This window comes from Oleidesulfovibrio sp. (assembly GCF_047973035.1).
Taxonomy (GTDB): Bacteria; Desulfobacterota; Desulfovibrionia; order Desulfovibrionales; family Desulfovibrionaceae; genus Oleidesulfovibrio.
Genome location: NZ_JBKEBF010000018.1, coordinates 32,384 through 47,111 on the forward strand (window position 1 = coordinate 32,384; position 14,728 = coordinate 47,111).

Annotated in this window: 14 protein-coding genes; 11 read left to right on the plus strand and 3 right to left on the minus strand. The window is 49.6% G+C overall.

Annotation, left to right across the window (positions count from 1 at the left end):
• Positions 1 to 475 precede the first annotated feature (475 nt).
• From ACK5LI_RS05175 to ACK5LI_RS05185, 3 genes are read right to left on the minus strand one after another with little or no spacing between them, the layout of a single operon-like run.
• A complete protein-coding gene (locus ACK5LI_RS05175; RefSeq protein ID WP_416946898.1) occupies positions 476 to 772 on the minus strand; it encodes a transcriptional regulator in 297 nt (98 codons plus the stop codon).
• 24 nt (positions 773 to 796) lie between these two features.
• Positions 797 to 1,330 carry a 2-amino-4-hydroxy-6-hydroxymethyldihydropteridine diphosphokinase gene (gene folK, locus ACK5LI_RS05180; protein WP_416946992.1) on the minus strand — a complete coding sequence of 178 codons (534 nt, stop codon included), beginning with the start codon at positions 1,328 to 1,330 and terminating at the stop codon, positions 797 to 799.
• Positions 1,306 to 2,475, minus strand: coding sequence for an LL-diaminopimelate aminotransferase (locus tag ACK5LI_RS05185; protein WP_416946900.1), 1,170 nt, complete (start codon positions 2,473 to 2,475; stop codon positions 1,306 to 1,308). The genes folK and ACK5LI_RS05185 overlap by 25 nt, the downstream gene beginning before the upstream one ends.
• 225 nt (positions 2,476 to 2,700) lie before the next feature.
• On the opposite strand from ACK5LI_RS05185, the gene xerD reads away from it, so the two are divergent.
• The 11 genes from xerD (at position 2,701) to ACK5LI_RS05240 (ending at position 14,598) form a co-directional block, all read left to right on the plus strand.
• On the plus strand, positions 2,701 to 3,630 hold the full coding sequence (gene xerD / locus ACK5LI_RS05190; protein WP_416946902.1) for a site-specific tyrosine recombinase XerD: 930 nt from the start codon (positions 2,701 to 2,703) through the stop codon (positions 3,628 to 3,630).
• 27 nt (positions 3,631 to 3,657) lie between these two features.
• Complete coding sequence (locus tag ACK5LI_RS05195; RefSeq protein ID WP_416946904.1) at positions 3,658 to 6,375, plus strand: CBS domain-containing protein; 2,718 nt, start codon at positions 3,658 to 3,660, stop codon at positions 6,373 to 6,375.
• 175 nt (positions 6,376 to 6,550) lie between these two features.
• Positions 6,551 to 7,045 (plus strand): HIT family protein, encoded by a 495-nt coding sequence (locus tag ACK5LI_RS05200; RefSeq protein ID WP_416946906.1) that lies wholly within the window; start codon positions 6,551 to 6,553, stop codon positions 7,043 to 7,045.
• A 15-nt stretch (positions 7,046 to 7,060) separates the two neighbouring features.
• A complete protein-coding gene (locus tag ACK5LI_RS05205; RefSeq protein ID WP_416946908.1) occupies positions 7,061 to 7,438 on the plus strand; it encodes a LapA family protein in 378 nt (125 codons plus the stop codon).
• Between the two features lie 14 nt (positions 7,439 to 7,452).
• On the plus strand, positions 7,453 to 8,592 hold the full coding sequence (locus ACK5LI_RS05210; protein ID WP_416946910.1) for a tetratricopeptide repeat protein: 1,140 nt from the start codon (positions 7,453 to 7,455) through the stop codon (positions 8,590 to 8,592).
• A 95-nt stretch (positions 8,593 to 8,687) separates the two neighbouring features.
• Positions 8,688 to 11,405 carry a DNA mismatch repair protein MutS gene (mutS, locus tag ACK5LI_RS05215; RefSeq protein WP_416946912.1) on the plus strand — a complete coding sequence of 906 codons (2,718 nt, stop codon included), beginning with the start codon at positions 8,688 to 8,690 and terminating at the stop codon, positions 11,403 to 11,405.
• The gene (locus tag ACK5LI_RS05220; RefSeq protein WP_416946914.1) at positions 11,395 to 11,874 is read left to right on the plus strand and encodes a hypothetical protein; all 480 of its coding nucleotides are present in this window, start codon (positions 11,395 to 11,397) and stop codon (positions 11,872 to 11,874) included. Before mutS ends, ACK5LI_RS05220 begins: the two co-directional genes overlap by 11 nt.
• 19 nt (positions 11,875 to 11,893) lie before the next feature.
• Positions 11,894 to 13,141, plus strand: coding sequence for a diaminopimelate decarboxylase (gene lysA, locus ACK5LI_RS05225; RefSeq protein ID WP_416946916.1), 1,248 nt, complete (start codon positions 11,894 to 11,896; stop codon positions 13,139 to 13,141).
• 13 nt (positions 13,142 to 13,154) lie between these two features.
• Positions 13,155 to 13,595: a methylglyoxal synthase gene (locus tag ACK5LI_RS05230; protein ID WP_416946918.1), complete on the plus strand. Its 441-nt coding sequence runs from the start codon at positions 13,155 to 13,157 to the stop codon at positions 13,593 to 13,595.
• Between the two features lie 111 nt (positions 13,596 to 13,706).
• Positions 13,707 to 14,360 (plus strand): LexA family transcriptional regulator, encoded by a 654-nt coding sequence (locus ACK5LI_RS05235; RefSeq protein ID WP_416946920.1) that lies wholly within the window; start codon positions 13,707 to 13,709, stop codon positions 14,358 to 14,360.
• A gap of 76 nt (positions 14,361 to 14,436) precedes the next feature.
• Positions 14,437 to 14,598 carry a hypothetical protein gene (locus tag ACK5LI_RS05240; RefSeq protein ID WP_416946922.1) on the plus strand — a complete coding sequence of 54 codons (162 nt, stop codon included), beginning with the start codon at positions 14,437 to 14,439 and terminating at the stop codon, positions 14,596 to 14,598.
• The last annotated feature ends 130 nt before the right edge of the window (positions 14,599 to 14,728 follow it).

The window sequence follows — 14,728 nt, forward strand, 5'->3', positions numbered from 1 at the left end:
ACTGAATTTAAATCATCTCTCATGTTCAAAAGTTAACATAATTTACATTATGAGACATTATCAAAAATATATCTCTCCCTTAAACTTCCCCTTGAAACCAACAATTCAACGCCACAACTTCCTTCTTAAAAACGTCCAACCTGCAGACTGTCTTTCAGCTTCAAATAAGAATAATGCGGCTCTTCCGTTTTCATCACACTTCGTCTCTTTTCCCCTAACGCCCCTGTAGCTATTCTGGTCGCATTGCCTCAGATTCAATTTTCAGCCCCTGAATATAAAAAACCGGACAAAGCTTCAGCCTTCACACTTAGAGCGCTGGAAGTTTGATAAAAGCCAAATACGCACTTCCTTTCCAACAACCATCTTCACTAAGAATGCCTTTCGTCTCATTCTGCACAGCTGAAAAACAACTCTGGGCACAAAAAAGCCCGTGATCAAAATGATCACGGGTTCTGAAATACTCAGTTGTAGCGAGTTAATCTGCATCATGCTTGGCAGCTTCGGGAATTTCCCTTCCGCCACCTTGCAACTGCTCCAGAAACTTATCGCGGCAATCATAGCTGCAAAAGCGGTGAATAGTCTCGCCGTCGCGTACGCTAATGCCCCCATCTTTTTCAACATAGGCGCCGCAAATCGGGTCTTTAACCATTTCACCCGCTGCGTACATACGCTCTTTTTCTTTTTCACCATCTTTAGACTTGCGCTTCTGGTCGTTTGTCAGCATGCGAAACAACAGATAGCCAGCAACGATGATGATCAACCACTTTAGCATTTATGACCCCTCTTCTTGGTGCAGTTATTGCCAGATGCAGTCGCCCTCGACACGAAATTCCAACCGTTCAAGTGAGTCCAGAACGTCAGCGCGTATTATAACACCATCGCCCTGCTCTTGTGGTTCCACAAAAACATCTAACAGCGGAACCAGCACGAACGCCCTCTGCCACATCCTTGGATGCGGTAACGTAATCAACTCACTATCAGATTGCGTTGCACCGTACAACAACAGGTCAATATCGATCACTCTGGGACCAAACCGGGCAGCCGGCGTACTAACGTCCCGAACCCGCCCTAATTCAGCTTCGCAGGAAAGCAGCGCAGTCATCAACTCTTCCGCCGAGTAGCCTTGGCAACTACAACGGATAACCTGATTGGCAAACCACTCCTGATCTTTATTTTCCTGAGGCTCAGTACGGTAAACTGAGGAACCTGCCTCAACACAAACTCCAGATAAGGCTGCAACAGCAGCTGCAGCCTTATCCAGATTATTCACAGTATCACCTTGGTTTGAACCAAGGCAGATATACGCTATTTCAGATTTGCGATGCGGGATACCGCTTCCTCCAGCCTTTCATCGTTTACAGTCAACGAAATACGGAAGTAGCCTTCGCCTGCATCACCGAAGCCGTTACCAGGCGTCATAACTACGCCGGTTTCCTGCAACACTCGGGTAACAAACTCAGAGGAAGTGTATCCTTCGGGTACGTTTGCCCACACATACAAAGAAGCCTCCGGCACACGGCAAGTAATGCCCACCTTCTGCAGAGCGTTGACTACAGTGTCACGGCGCTTACGGTATATTTCGCGAATTTCGGCAAGGAAGTCATCGCCGTCACGCAGGGCGACAATAGCGGCTTCCTGAACAGCCTGAAACGCACCGGAATCAGTATTTTCCTTAACTTTGCCAAGACCGGCAACAAGCGAAGGATTACCGACTGCCATAGCAATACGCCAGCCAGTCATATTAAAAGGCTTGGACAACGAGTTGAACTCGATGGCCACGTCTTTTGCTCCGTCGATTTCCATAATGGAAAGCGGACGGTTATCTTCATTATAATACATCTCGGTGTACGCCGCATCGTGTACCACGATAACTTCGTACTTTTTGGCAATGGCAATCAACTTTTCAAAGAAGCTGCGCGGAGCCATAGCCGCTGTGGGGTTATTCGGGTAGTTGACGAAAATGCAGCGGGCCTTCTTCCATGTTTCCTCATCAACGGAGTCAAGGTCGGGCAGGAAGTCATTTTCTTCAAGCAGAGGCAGCTCTTTAACCACACCGCCCACAAAGCGTGATGCAATGGCGTACACGGGATAGCAAGGCGGGCACACCAGTACCAAATCACCAGGGTTTACAAATGCGGTTGGGAAGTGGGCAATGCCCTCTTTCGAACCGATCAGCGTAAGCACTTCGGTTTTAGGATCAAGATCGACAGCGTAGCGACGCTTGTACCAGTTGGCCACTTCCTGACGGAAGGTCAGCATGCCTACATAAGACGGATACTGATGGTTAGCAGGACGCTCCGCAGCTTCCTGCAGCGCCTTGATAACAAAATCGGGCGTCGGAAGGTCAGGATCGCCGATACCAAGGCTGATGATATCAACCCCACGTGCAGCAACCTCTGCCTTTACCTTATCAATCTGTGCAAACAGATACGGAGGAAGCGTTGCAAGCCTGTCGGCGAGAGTAAACTGGGTCATTCGATTGTCTCCTTGGGATTTTCATCCCTGCCGGTATAGCAAGGCTCTGCCATAAGCCTTGATTATTTAATACAGCCGGAACACTTCATCTGCGTTCCGGCAGAGTCTGACGAAAATACCGATTGTCGTTACGAGAGTCAATTTTTAGCTCTTGTTACGAATCAGAGGCCTGTGTACTATTCTTAAAACATCTCTTCAATCAAGAATATTACACACTGCTCTCATATGCCGAAAAATGAAACGACCTCCACTCCCACTGCTCCTTCGCACCCGATTGTTGACAGCTTTCTGCAATATCAGCTGATTTCACGGGGGCTGGCAGAAAATACACTGGCAGCATATGAAAGTGACCTTCATAGCTTCCTGCTCTTTCTGCAGGAAAAGCGCAGTTCACTTGATCATGCTACCGATCAAAGCCTGCTGCTGTATATTATGCACCTACGCCGCAAAGGACTTACAAGCAGATCGCTTGCCCGCCAGTTATCATCATTACGCGGATTGTTTCAATACGGCGTAGAACATAACCTGCTTGACTCTAATCCTGCTAAATTTCTGGAAAACCCTAAAATACCCAAGACGCTTCCAGAATATCTTTCTCAAGATGAAATAGCCTCTTTGCTGGGCAAGCCCAACTTAAAAGATAAGCTCGGCTTCCGTGACAGAACAATGCTTGAACTACTGTACGCGGCAGGCCTGCGTGTTACCGAGCTGATTTCATTACGCCCGCTTGATTTTGATCCGCTGACAGGCCTTGTAAGAGTATTTGGCAAAGGCTCAAAGGAGCGCGCTGTCCCTGTGCACTCGGCAGCAGCAGATTTTTTGACAGCGTACCTGCGAGACTGGCGCCCTGCCTTTAACCCGGTTGAAGACTTTATCTTTCTGAACAGGTCCGGAAAAGGTCTTTCAAGGCAGGCAGTCTGGAAAGCTGTACAGCGTTATGTTGCACAAACCGGTATCAAGCGAAATGTCTCTCCGCACACATTCAGGCATTCGTTCGCAACACACCTGCTTGAAGGCGGTGCAGACCTGAGAACTGTGCAGATGCTTCTGGGACACGCGGATATTGCTGCAACAGAGATTTACACCCATGTCGAGATGGAACGCCTGCGTAAAATTCACAAAGAATTCCATCCACGGTCAAAAATAAAAGCATAACAGCAGACAATATACGGAACTTTTACAATGCCCGAGACTTCAAGCAGCCAAGGAACAATCGCAGCCCCTGTCGTTGTTACTGCGCATGCCAATGCCGACTTTGACGCGCTGGCTTCCATTGTTGCGGCTGGCAAACTGTACCCCGGAGCTACGCTTCTTTTTCCCGGCAGTCAGGAGCGAACCCTCAGACATTTTTTCATCAAAAGCGCGACCTACCTCTTTAACTTTAAACAAGCTAAAGAAATCGACGTCAATTCCGTAAAAACATTGGTGATTGTAGATACCAGACAATATTCAAGGGTGCCTCATGTTCATGCGATACTTGAACGTCCTGAGGTTCAAGTACACCTTTATGATCACCACCCAGAAACTGAAGAAGATATCAAGGGCACCTACTGTCAGGTTCAAAACTGGGGAGCAACAGCTTCTATCCTGACGCACGAGATCATGCGAACCGGAGCTAGCCTGACCACGGACGAGGCAACAATTCTCGGGCTGGGAATATTTGAAGATACAGGCTCCTTTACATTCGCCTCCACCACGGAACACGATTTTGTCGCTGCCGGCTGGCTGAAGAAACAAGGTATGGATCTGAATACAATTTCAGAACTCCTGACCCGAGATCTGACCAGTGAGCAAATAGGCATTCTTAACGAGCTGCTTGAATCGGCGCATACTCATGACATCAATGGAATTCCAGTAGTTATTGCGGAAGCAAGCATGGATGCATACATGGGGGATTTTGCTCTGCTTGCACACAAGCTGATGGATATGGAAAATATTCAAGTGCTCTTTACCCTCGGCCGTATGGAAGACAGGGTTCAAGTAGTTGCCCGCTCCCGCATCAGCGATGTCAACGTGGGTGAAATATGTACCGAACTAGGTGGAGGCGGACACTCATACGCGGCTTCTGCATCCGTAAAGTTCAAGACATTATCTCAAGTAAAGGATGAACTTTTCTCTCTCCTCTACTCTGCTGTAAACAAACAGCTTTCTGTCGGGGCGCTTATGTCGTCTCCGGTTATTTCCGAAGACGAAACCGCAAGTATTGCAAAAGTGGCTGAAACAATGCAGCGCTTCGGCCTCAAGGCCATTCCTATCATGCACCCCGGAACAGCCGTCTGCTCCGGCTACATAGAATACCAGACAGCCACACGGGCAACAGCACACGGGCTGGGAGAAGTTCCTGTTACCGACTACATGAACCGGGAGCTTAGTACAGCCACTCCGGACGACAGCTTACACACATTGATGGAAACAATTGTAGGGCAGCGACAGCGTATTGTTCCGGTGACAGATGTTAATGGTAATGCCATCGGCGTGGTGACCAGAACCGACCTGATCAATACAATAATCGAAGAACCCGCCCGCATACCGGAAACACTGCAGCCTGAAAAAAAACGTGAGCGCAATATCCAGACTATCGTTCGGGAAAAGCTCCCCAGACAGCATGTAGCATGGCTGGAACTTGCCGGCAGGCTGGGTGATGCCATGGGGGTGTCAGTATACATAGTCGGAGGTTTTGTACGCGACTTGATGCTCGGCAGGCCGAACCTTGATCTGGATATTGTTGTTGAGGGCGAAGGGATCGCTTTTGCCAAACGTCTTGCGGAAGAGCTGAACGGCAGAGTACGGGAGCACCAGAAATTTAAAACAGCCGTTGTGATCTTTGAAGATGAATCTGGCAAAGAAAGCCGCATAGACGTGGCAACGGCAAGATTAGAGTACTACGAATACCCCGCTGCCCTGCCGACCGTTGAGCTGTCTTCCATAAAAATGGACCTGTTCAGGCGTGACTTTACCATTAATGCCCTTGCAGTTCAGCTTAACAGCGAAGGCTTTGGCAGACTGGTAGACTTTTTCGGCTCACAGCAGGACATTAAAGATAAGCGTATACGGGTGCTGCATTCATTAAGCTTTGTTGAAGACCCAACCCGCATTTTACGCGCTATCAGGTTTGAAAAACGCTATAATTTTGTCATAGGCCCTCAAACATCGCGTCTTATTAAAAATGCTCTCGGGCTGGGGCTCATTGAAAAGCTTTCCGGCTCCCGCCTGTTTCATGAATTGCAACTGATCATGAACGAAGCCTCTCCGCTTGCCTGCTTTAAGCGCATGGAAGAGTTTGACCTACTTCGGGCTGCACATCCGGTGCTGGCATTAAGCTATGGCAAAGAGCAGATAATAGAAGATCTGGAAAAAGTGCTGGGCTGGCATCGTTTGCTGTATCAGGACCCGCCAGCCGAGGCGTGGATAGCTCTGTTGCTGGGCCTTTGTCATAACGCCAAATATGCAGAGGTATCCGACCTGCTGGGCAGACTGTACCTGCCGCGCAAACAGGCAAAGGATTTTCTTATGTTACGTGAAAACAGCCGTGAGGCTGCAGCGCTTTTATCCACGTGGCTCCGCAAAGACCGCTCTATGAGCGGTTTGTATAACATTCTGCATTCACTGCCCGTCGAAGGGCTTCTGTACATTATGGCACGAACCAAGATTGAAGAAATCAGAAAGTTCGTGTCACATTACCTTACTAAGCTCAGAGATATAGAGCCGGACATAACAGGTGAAGACCTGCAGGTTCTGGGGGGAACCCCCAGCCCGTGCTTCGGCGTGGTGCTGAATGAAATTCTGGCAGCCAAACTTGATGGCATTGTGACAAACCGCAAAGACCAGCTGGAAATGGCCTACGAGTTGCTTGGTAAATACAACTTCGGCAAAGACTGGCACCTACCTTCATCCACTTAGGCAAAACCGGCGTCTGCGCAGCAAGGATTTGATTGCGTTCGACGTTTTGACTGTGTAGGTAGTTTCGACACTGCATGAAAAGCTCGCCGGACTTCGGTTGTTTTTTCTCAAGTCGATTTTTGCCGTGCTTTTTAAATTCTAAACCGGCGAATGTTCAAAAACGTATGGAGACAATATGAAGACATTATGGGCCCCCTGGCGCCTGCAGTACATATTGGGGCCAAAGCCTGACTCATGTGTTTTTTGTCTTCCGGAACATACCCGAGAAGACGAAAAACGCTTAATCCTGCATCGTGGTAAGTTCAACTTTGTCATCATGAACAAATTTCCATATAATAACGGCCATCTCATGGTTACCCCATACCGCCATGTGATGAGTCTGGCTGAACTTTCGCCCGAAGAAGCACACGAATGCATGGACTTGATTCAGGAATGTGTGCGAATCTTAAAAGCACGTTTTAATCCGCAAGGAATCAACGTCGGGCTGAACCTTGGTGAAGCCGCAGGCGCAGGGATTCGCGAACATATGCACTTTCACCTTGTTCCGCGCTGGAACGGGGATTCGTCGTTTATGGCTGTTATGGACGAAACACGTGTAATACCGGAGCATCTCGATGCTACGTATGCCGCGTTAAAACCGTACTTCGAAAGGCTGCCCTCGGGCGATTAATTAAGGAGGATATACATGCGTTTCATCAAGGTTCTGGGGTTGGTGCTGCTCTTTTTCGTTTCCATGCTGTTTTTTGTGCAAAACACGCAGGTTCTTTCGCAGCCCATTACCCTTAGGTTCGATCTATTCATGGGTGCCTGGCAGACAATTCCTCTGCCGTTCTACTTTTTGCTCCTGATGGGCTTTCTGGTCGGCGCTCTGGCAACTCTGGTTTACTTCATTGCAGAACGCATCCGTCTGGGTGCAGCACTCCGCCGTGCACGCAAGCAGATCGGCCGTCTGGAAAAAGAAGTAAACTCTCTGCGCACCCTGCCCCTGGAAGAAGCAAACCAGCTTCCCGCAGCAGAGGTTATTGAAGAGCCCGCAGCAGAAAAACAGCCAACTAACGCTTAACCGCGGAGACACCCGTGTCTTTTTTGTCACGCTTTCGCCTTCCCTCAATAAAGCTTCCGGAATTTTTGTCTTCTTCTAAAGACAAAGAAATCCTGACGCCTCTTCTGGGTGAAGACCCGGGAGAACGTGACAGGCTTGCCGCCATCAGAGCGCTTAGCCATGCGGTGCGTAATGATCCAGACTCGGTTGAAATCTATCTCGCCCTGGGCAACCTGTTTCGTGCTCAGGGCGATATAGAACGAGCCATTCAGTTACGAAATACTCTTATCGTCCGCCCTAATCTGGAAGATCAACTGAAGGCTCGCGTCTACTTCGAGTTAGGCCACGACTACAAACGCGGCGGATTCATCGACCGCGCTCTTCAGGCTTTTGATCAGGCCCGCAGACTTATCGGGGAGTCAGACGAAATTACCCGCGATATGGCCCGACTGCATGCCGAAAGCGGCAACTTTGATCAAGCCGCAGCCTTGTTCGGCAAGCTCGGGCTTAGAATCCCTCAAGCTCATTACATTGTTCGACACGCTCAGGAGCTACTCCAGAGCGGGGCAAAAAACGAAGGGCGCAAGCTTCTTTCGCGCGCGCTAAAAGTAAACCACGGCAGCGTGGAAGCTTGGCAGGAACTCATAAAATTGTCTGCCCTTGATGAAGACTGGCGCAAAACCAAAAAACAATTGTCCAACGCTCTTGAAAGCGTTCCTGCCGACCTGCGTTTTCTGATTCTTGAAAATTTATTGCACCTTACTCTTCCTAAATACGTACCGACGCAACAGGTTGAAAATTTTCGGATGCAGCTTTGCAAATCTGTGCTATCGGTAGTAGAAGACCAGAAGCCGGATTTGCTGTTGCAATACTATGGTGCGCTGAACCTGCTGCGCTGTGGCGACACTGAAACTGCAAACGCATGGCTTGCCAAGACAATGGTCCTTAATCCGGATTTCTGGGCAGCAAGGCTTGCTCTTTTAGACATCGCCATGTCACAGCAGCCGTTGTCGCCGGTTTTCAAAGGACAGCTTGAATTTTTTGTAGAACATGCACACCATGTAAAAAAGTTTGTGTGCAGAGCTTGCGGTCTGCACCGCAAAACCACGTTCTACCGCTGCCCTCGTTGTCGCAGCTGGCATTCGATAGGCTTCAGAACATCTCTGCAGGACTAACGTTGTCCACCTTACAACACCGCTGCACATTCATTGTTCATCAACACGCAAACACATTCTATACAAACAGATTACAACTGTTCATTTCTTGACCAATGACCACTCAGACCCCAAAGCTGACTCCGATGTTCGAGCAGTACTTGAACATCAAAGAAGAATATCCCGATGCCCTGCTGTTCTATCGCATGGGCGACTTTTATGAGCTCTTTTTTGATGATGCCGAAGTCGCAGCACGCGAACTACAGATAGCCCTCACCTGCCGTAACCCTAACGCAGAAACCAAAGTCCCCATGTGCGGTGTTCCACACCATGCAGCCAGAGGCTACATAAACCAGCTGGTTGATAAGGGATTCAAAGTTGCTATATGCGAACAGGTGGAAGACCCCAAAGAGGCTAAGGGCCTTGTAAAACGAAGTGTCATCCGGGTGCTCACCTCCGGTACAGCGCTTGACGATGACAATCTGGCTCCCAAAGTGCACAACTACCTCGGGGCTCTTTACTGGGATTCCACATCCGGTGCCGGCGGTTTCGCCTGGGTAGACTTTTCCACCGGTGAATGGTCGGGGCTTCAAAGCCGTAAGGAGCAGGAACTCTGGCAATGGGCACAAAAAATGGCTCCTCGTGAGCTGCTTCTTGCAGACGGCCTTTCAGCCCCAGCCACTCTGGAGCTGACAGACACTCAGATCACCAAAGTGCCTGAGCGTGCGTATTTTGACGCCCGCAGAGCCACAGAAAAACTTTTAGCGGCTCAGCAGGTTGCAGAGCTGGGAGCTTTGGGCCTTGAAAGCAAAAATGAACTTGTCCGTGCCTGCGGAGCGCTGCTGGTTTACCTTGCTCAAACACAAAAGCAGGACCTCAATCATCTCGGGCAGTTTAAACCGCTCAATCTGAACAAGCATCTGCTGCTCGACGAAATAACCGAGCGCAACCTTGAATTATTCCGCAGGCTGGACGGGCGTAAAGGCAAAGGCACCCTGTGGCATGTGCTGGATCATACAGTCACCCCTATGGGTGGACGCCTCCTTCAGGAGCGCCTGAAGCATCCGTGGCGCGAAAAGGCGCCAATTCTTGAAACTCAGGAAGCGGTTTCTCACTTCTTTTCAAATGACTCACTCAGACAGCAGCTCAGAGAAGCTCTGGACACTGTTTATGATATTGAAAGGCTGAGCACACGAATATTCCTTAACCGCGCCACGCCCAAAGACTATGTTGCCTTGCGGCAAAGCCTGCATGCCCTGCCGCCAGTCCGTGAACTGCTGGCCGCACCGTTAAGCACTGCCGGAACTTACGCCACTCCAGACGAGGCTCAAGGTACGACCTTGCCCGCTTTTCTGCACAGACTGCTGAAAAGCTGGGATGATCTGGACGACTATTGTGAATTTCTGGATAACGCGCTGGTGGACAATCCCCCGCATGTCATCACCGAAGGCGGTCTGTTCAGAGCAGGTTTCCACGCCGGACTTGATGAGCTGATGGATCTTACAGAGCACGGCACGGCAAAGTTGAATGAACTGCTGGCCGAAGAACAACAGTCTACCGGCGTTACCAAAATGAAGCTGGGGAACAATCGGGTCTTCGGCTACTACTTTGAGGTCCCCAGATCTGCAGCCACTGAACTGCCTGACTATTTCGTCCGCCGCCAGACCCTTGCAAACGCAGAGCGCTACACCACAGAAAAACTGAAAGAACTGGAAGATCGCCTGTTTTCAGCGGCTGATAAACGCAAGACGCTGGAACTCAAGTTGTTCCATCAGGTCAGAGAACACATCGCACAGGCACGCCCCCGCGTACTCTTCATGGCCGATATACTTGCCACATTAGACCACTGGCAAGGTCTGGCAGAGGCTGCACGCCACTGGAACTGGGTGAAGCCGGAACTTCATGACGATCAGGATATCGTCATACGTGAAGGACGCCATCCAGTTGTTGAAGCGGTGCAAGGCTCGGCAGGTTTTATTCCCAATGATCTGCGCATTGATGACCAGCGGCGTTTACTCCTTATCACCGGCCCTAATATGGCTGGTAAGTCTACAGTGTTACGTCAGGCTGCCATCATCTGCATTCTTGCCCAGATAGGTTCCTATGTGCCAGCCCGTGAAGCCCGCATAGGCTTTTGCGACAGGATATTCTCGCGAGTCGGTGCATCAGACAACCTTGCGCAAGGCCAATCAACCTTTATGGTTGAAATGATGGAGACAGCCCGTATTTTAAGACAGGCCGGTAAACGAAGCCTGGTCATTCTAGATGAAATCGGTCGTGGTACGTCCACATTTGACGGGCTTGCACTTGCATGGGCAGTCGTTGAAGAGCTTATGAAAAAGCAACAAGGGGGCATCCGCACCCTGTTTGCCACACACTACCACGAGTTGACGTCTCTGGAAGGAAAAATCCCCGGAGTCCATAACATGAACATCGCCATTAAAGAATGGGGTGGTGACATTGTATTCCTCCGGCGTCTGGTGCCCGGCCCCTCAGACCGAAGCTACGGTATTGAAGTGGCAAAGCTGGCCGGAGTTCCCCAAAACGTAGTACAACGCGCCAGACGAATTCTGGGAACGCTTGAGCAAAAGGCCAAAGATAACAGCTCCAGACATATTGACGTCGCTGCGACATCACAAAGTCTTCTGCCGGGAATGCCCGAACCGCCGGATCTTCCAGCGCCAGACACTGAACCGGAAAAGACATCCCGGCTTGAGCCGCCCGTCCTGACAGCACTGCGCGATCTTGATACAAACAATCTTACTCCGCTTGAGGCTTTGACAGTGCTCAGCGAGTGGAAACTCCTCTGGGGGTCTGAACAAAATGCAGACTAAAACTTCCCGTCGCACATCGGCCACAAAGGCCTGCAAGGTACTCCTGTGCCTTGCCGCCCTGCTCACCCTCAGCTTTACAGCTACAGGCTGCGGTAAAAAAGGACCTCCAGTCCCTCAGAATAAACCGGGGACATTCAACTGGTCACAAGCAGCTGCGACACCTGTAGATACAAACTGCATAGGCTTTTCGGGCACGTTGCAAGGCGATATGCTGCGGCTTGATTCTGTGGTTATCGAATTAGAGTCCGTGGCGGAAGATGCAAACTGCCCGACTTGCCCCTTTAAGCCGACCATGCGCCGCACTTATTCTGCGGGTATGTTAGGTCTTCAGGGTGAAAATAATGAGTTCACTCAGACAATCTGCGTTGATGATAACGCACCGAGCTACCGCTGGCGGTTTGTTGCCAGAAGTACTCACAGAAATGCCCCCTATGCACTGAGCAACGTCGAAATGCTCACGCTTCGCTAGTGCGCACAAGGAGAAACCTATGCATCATTTCACATATCGTGGCGGAGAACTGTACGCAGAGGATTTACCTATCCGCGAACTGGTCAGCAGCTACGGCACTCCTTTGTACGTATACTCGCAGGCTACTTTTGAAAGACACTTCACAGCATTCGATTCTGCATTTGCTTCAATTCCACACCTGACATGCTACTCTGTAAAGGCATGTTCAAACACACATATTCTGCGCCTGTTAGGCAAACTGGGTGCAGGGATGGACATTGTTTCCGGCGGCGAGTTGTATCGGGCATTGCGGGCGGGTATTGCTCCATCAAAGATTGTGTACAGCGGTGTCGGAAAAACGCGCACTGAAATCCATCAGGCACTTGAAGCCGGTATTCTGATGTTTAACGTCGAGTCCCGCGGCGAGCTGGAGCGGATCAACGAGGTTGCTCATCAGACAGGTCACACGGCCAATGTTTCTCTACGCATCAACCCCGATGTAGACCCACAGACGCATCCTTATATCTCGACAGGACTAAAAGAGAATAAGTTCGGCCTTGATCTTGAGCAGTCCTATGAAGCTTACATGCGCGCACTGGAAATGCCTGCAATTGTGCCCATGGGAATCGACTGTCACATTGGGTCACAGCTGACCAGTCTGTCACCGTTCATTGAAGCAGTTGAACGTGTTCTTGCGTTCCGTGAACGCTTGTGCAAAGCGGGCTTGTGCATCAATTATCTGGACCTTGGCGGAGGCTTGGGCATTCCGTACGATCAGGAAGAGCCGCCTCACCCTGAGGAATTCGGTTCCGTTCTCACAAAAATGCTCGCAGGGCTTGATATCACCCTGATCCTTGAGCCCGGTCGCGTGATCGCAGGCAACGCCGGTATTCTGGTTACCAAAGTGCAGTACACCAAAAAAACTGCCAGCAAGGAGTTTGTCATTGTAGACGCTGCAATGAACGACCTCATCCGCCCATCGCTCTATCAATCGCATCACAATGTGGCAGAAGTAACGCCGATGGGACGCCCTGAGCATACTGTCGATATAGTGGGGCCGATTTGTGAATCCGGCGACTTCCTTGCCCGTAACAGAATAATGCCTGCTGTGGAGCAGCGCGAGCTTCTGGCCATATTCTCTGCCGGAGCGTACGGCTTTACCATGAGTTCGCAATACAACTCGCGCCCGCGGGCAGCAGAAGTTCTGGTAAGCGGACAGCACGCAAACCTCATCCGTCGTAGAGAAACATACGAAGACCTGATAGGCCCTGAAGAGTCACTTCCATAACTCTGGAAACGGTATGGATATTATCAGAAATATCGGCATGGTTGCGCACGATGAGCGCAAGCAGGATCTGCTGGACTGGGTAAAAGACAATCTTAACGCTCTAAAAGGGCACCATATTTTTGCTACAGGCACAACCGGCAACCTGCTGAAAAAAACGTTTCCAGAGTTAGACGTTACTCCTATGAAAAGCGGCCCTCTGGGCGGCGACCAACAGCTGGGCGCAATGATATCGGATGGAAAGCTGGACATGCTTTTCTTCCTTATTGACCCGATGGCCCCCCACCCTCACGATGTTGACATCAAGGCTCTTCTGCGGCTTGCTGTACTTTATAACATTCCCGCAGCCTATAACCGCTCCACAGCAGACTTTTTGATTACCAGCCCGAATATGACTCAGGTATATCACCCTGAAATCAAGGACTATACCTCGTACACCCGAAGAAATCTTAAATAAGACTGAGAACAAGTTAATAAAAGTTAACTTTATCTTTCCTGTCCTGTTGACAGCTAATCACCATTGCGTTAACAAAAGTGAACAGACGGACATCAACCCAAACAGGAATTCATGACAAAACTCTCTTTCAGCATATTCTTTCGCCGGGTAAAAGAATCCACAGATCTTACGACACAACAAGCTTTAGCCAAAGCTCTGGGTGTTAACAGATCTGCCGTTACTCAAGCGAAGCAAAGAGATGCAGTTCCTGAAAAATGGGTACTAAAGATTGCTCGAATGTTTGCTCTATCTCCCGACTGGCTGGAAACAGGTTCTGGTAATATCGAAGCATTTCAGCAGGCTTTTGCTGAATCCGAACTTTATCCTGTTCCCAAAGTCGAAGCAAAACTATGTGCGGGTGGTGGTTCTCTGGAAGTGGGAACTGCTGCCGTTGAAGAGCATATATTCCAGCTCAGCTGGTTACAAAAGAAGGGAAATCCTCGCAGTATGGTACTGATGGATGTTATCGGCGACAGTATGGAACCTGAAATTTATGCCGGAGATACTGTGCTGGTAGATCAATCACATACTACTCTGCGAAACGGGACCATCTTTGCTGTAGGCGTTGAGGACGCCGTAATGGTCAAACGAGTTGAAAAAAAGCCTGAAGGGCTTATTTTACATAGTGATAATCCGGCTTACTCCCCTGTCTACCTTCGCGGAGATGAACTTGAAACTGTTCGAATCATAGGTAAAGTCATCTGGGTAGGCAGAGAGTACCAGTAATTATTTTATACATAAGGCGGTGCGCCGCCTTTTTTAAGCACCTGCATGTTAACTTTTTGCAACAAAGGAGACCGCCATGCAACAACGTTTTTGCTCTTGTGGAGCCTCTGTCTGGGTACGCTACCTGTTCAACTCGTGGCACACCGTTTTTTTCAACACTGCAGACGATGAAAGCTCTGCCTTGCTTGCCCGATGCCCATGCTGCGGATCTAAGCTTGATATTAATTCATTAAGATAATTATTTATTCGTTGTGTTAATATTTATTAACACAACGAATGCTAATAAAAAGATTTGGCAGGCACAGTTTGTAGCATTGTTGTTACGCCTGTCTCTCCCCGTAAACAAAGCCCGCCGAGTGGTGTCAGCG